This is a genomic window from Methanospirillum sp., assembly GCF_035406105.1.
Lineage (GTDB): Archaea > Halobacteriota > Methanomicrobia > Methanomicrobiales > Methanospirillaceae > Methanospirillum.
The window spans coordinates 1-3295 of the sequence record NZ_DAONKG010000245.1 but is presented as its reverse complement, the minus strand read 5'-3'; the positions used below and the strand labels follow the sequence as shown (position 1 = coordinate 3295).

At 47.3% G+C, this 3295-nt stretch carries 2 protein-coding genes; both read right to left on the bottom strand.

The features are described 5' to 3' along the window. Positions 1 to 256: 256 nt before the first annotated feature. On the bottom strand, positions 257 to 991 hold the full coding sequence (locus PLA23_RS11820; RefSeq protein ID WP_324329137.1) for a segregation/condensation protein A: 735 nt from the start codon (positions 989 to 991) through the stop codon (positions 257 to 259). After that, the coding region (locus tag PLA23_RS11815) for an SMC hinge domain-related protein (protein ID WP_324475306.1) at positions 981 to 3295 on the bottom strand (2315 nt) is incomplete at its 5' end. The genes PLA23_RS11815 and PLA23_RS11820, both read right to left, overlap by 11 nt.

Genomic DNA, 3295 nt, shown 5'->3' with positions numbered 1-3295 from the left:
CAGGAACACATTCCCCGGCCGCCGGCTCCTGATGGTTCAGGAAGCGTGTGGGATACAATAGTTGATCGAATTCACATATATAGATAACGTAACTGAAGGAGCATGTGCATATATCCCAAAGAGATTTTGGACCGCTTGGTATAAGAGGACGATTTCATGTAAAAATAAACGCTCATCCCAATTTTTAGAGTATTCATCCACCAAACCGATATATGAGGAGGACTCCGGAGATCTCATGTATCTCTAGAGCGCATTTTCAGGTCGTGCTTAAACCTGCTCCATTTTGCATGGCCGCAAATGATGCCGCGTTGGGTTCGATATATACCTCCCCAAAGAACGTGTCCTGATGGAGCTCGAGGTACCCCTCATACATGAGAAAGAGCAACGGAATAAATACATGAGCTACCGGCCATGACAAACGGTTTGCAACCTCTGACAGAGTAACGCTTCTCCCTGAAGAAAGACAGTCTACGCAGCAGTTGAGGACTTCCATGGCATTCTCCTGATACGCTTCTTCGTGCGCAATTGAGACGACATCTTCAGTATATACAGGCCCCTCATGACTCCACACTTCACGTTGCCGTCTTCGTTCCTCCTTTTCTGCATTACGAAGCAGATTGATAAGGTCGTACAGGGTGATTGGCTGTTTACGCATACTTTTCCGTTCCAGACGACGAGCTATCTCATACTCAAGCAACTGAACCGGATTATGTACCCGTGGTGCAGACTCATTGTCATCTGTGAAATCAGGGTCTTCACCAGTATCTCCATCATCCTCGTCAAAGAATGGATCCTTCAGGTAATCAGACTTGATGCGAAGGAGAATTGCAGCATACAAAAGGGTCCTGGCCGAAAGACGAAGATCCAAAACCTCCTGCTTTTCCATCTCTGCAAAAAACCGATCGGTTACCTCTGTGATATCAATATTCCAGGGGTCAATCTCGCCCCGCTCGGCCATCTTTACCAGGATCTCAACCGGATCATGCGTCATCCATACTCACCCCGGTGACAAGGCTCGTTTTATCCGGCCGGATTGTTACTCCCAGAATCCTGTCCGCAGCATCAATCATCGGCTTTCGTAGTGATATATTAATGAATTGTGATGTTGCAGACAACTCCCGGATCATCTCAGCAATCCGCATCACATTTGACCCGTCAAGATTCATATCCACTTCATCAAATGCATAAAATGGTGCTGGTATATACTTCTGGATCGAAAAAATGAACGCCAGCGTAGTAAGAGACTTTTCTCCTCCGGAGAGAGCTGAAAGGTGATGCACTTTTTTATCACGTGGCTGAACCGCAAACGAAAGACCGCCGGTAAAAGGATCATCAGGGTTTTCAAGCCGAAGTTCTCCGGTGCCCATCGTAAGTCTTGAGAAAATATCCCGGAAGTTAGAGTCGATGGAAGTAAATGCCTCATGGAACGCTTCATATTTTTTCTTTGAGAAAAATTCAATCCGTTCTTTGATATCACTCATCTCACGCTGAAGTGTTTCCATTCTGGACATTCGTTCAGAAACGACTGCATGAATCTGATCATACTCCTCAATCGCACGCATATTCACATCACCAAGCCTTTCAAGCTCACGATGTACCGTTTGTGAACGTTCCTCAATCTCTTCCTCACTCATATCAGTGATGCAGTCACCGGCCTCTGTTTCAAGCTCAGCAATTTCAGATTTCAGAGCAGTCAATTTCTCTTCCATGCTCTCAATTCTAAGAAGTATTCTCTCTTTTTTCCCGATCAGTTCACGGACCTCCAGGTCAAGGGAGTCTGCTTTTTCGGAGAGTACAGAACGTTCTATCCGGAGATCGTCTATCTCTTGGGAGAACTGGGCAACCATTGCCTCTGCATCGCTGATATCCTGTTTCTTCTTTTCAATCCCCTCCTCACATTCGCGGATCTCTTCCTCATATCGTTTCATCTGCTCACGGATACGCTCCATCTGCTGACGTTCCTCTTCCACCTTCTTCCTGGCAAATCCAATCTCCATCCGAATCTCGTTAATCTCCTGCTCTTTATTATGAAGCCTTCTCTGGATTTCGGCAATCTGCCGCTCAGCTTCTTCACGCTGTTCATATAACAGAGGAATACCAGTTTCCGATAAATGATCCGTGATTTCCTGAATTGCTTTCTGAATATCTGAAATTGCCTGATTCTTCTCATGAATCGCTGCTTCAATCGCTTCCAGTTCGAGAGGGCTACCTCCTCCTCCACGTAACGCCTCCTCGCGCTGTTTTTCAAGAGACTCCTTTTCAGCGATTAAATTGATCTTTGCAGACTCTGCAGATTCCAGTTGACCTTTTGCCCTGACAAGTGCCCCCTCCAGCTCAAGCCTCCGGCTCTGGACCAGATCACGTTCAGCAGTATCAGCTTTCAGCGATTCGGATAATGCCTGTTCTTCAGCGGTGAGAACGGCAAGCTGTGAGGAGAGATGTTTTACCTCATCTATAGAACTCGTTCCAAACCCGCCGGCTTCCTTTTTCACGCTGCCGCCGGTCATGGTACCGGATGGTTCCAGAAGTGATCCATCCAGAGTGACCATTCGAAAAGAGCCGATACGTTTTCGTGCATGATCCAGGGTATCAATCACCAGAGTTGATCCGAATACTACCCGGAATGCGGCATCAAATCTGGGATCATAGTCGAGCAGGTCAAGGGCAAACCCAAGAACATCAGACCCCGGGGGCAGTTGCGGAAGGGGTTTTGGCCGGAGCTTATTCAGAGGAAGAAAGGTCACTCTCCCTAATTTATGCTCCTGCAGGTAACGGATGGCATCTGCGGCGATCTGATCGGTTTCAACAATGACAAAATGGATCTTCCCTCCGGCAGCGATACTCAGTGCATGTGCATACTCAGGTTGGGAAGTTGCAAGAACTCCAACAGTCCCATAGACACCATCCATTCCGAGAACCGCTTCCATGGCACGATTAAACCGTCCCTGTGCCTGTTGTTGTGCCTCTTTTCTTCCAATTTCTACCTTAAGATCACGTATCTGCCTGATTAGACGATCATGCTCTTCCCGTTTTTTGTAGAGATCTGTGTCAAGAGCTGCCATCTTCTTATCATGTTCCTTCTTCTCCTCCGTAAGCCGTGATAATGCCGTGGTAAGCCCCGTGATATCCTCATCTTTCTCATGGATATCCTTCTCAACAGCTATGATTCGGGATATCAGGCGATCTTCCTCGGCGCTGCGCATCCGGGAGCGTTCAATAAGCAGGTCCTGCTGCTGAAGTAATTCACCACGCTCTTCCCGGATCGTATGAATCTTAGAACGCAGGGTTTCAAGTC

What these genes read in the sequence shown, in the direction of transcription:
- PLA23_RS11820 (WP_324329137.1), bottom strand. Translation starts at nt 991, where the DNA reads ATGACGCATGATCCGGTTGAGATCCTGGTAAAGATGGCCGAGCGGGGC.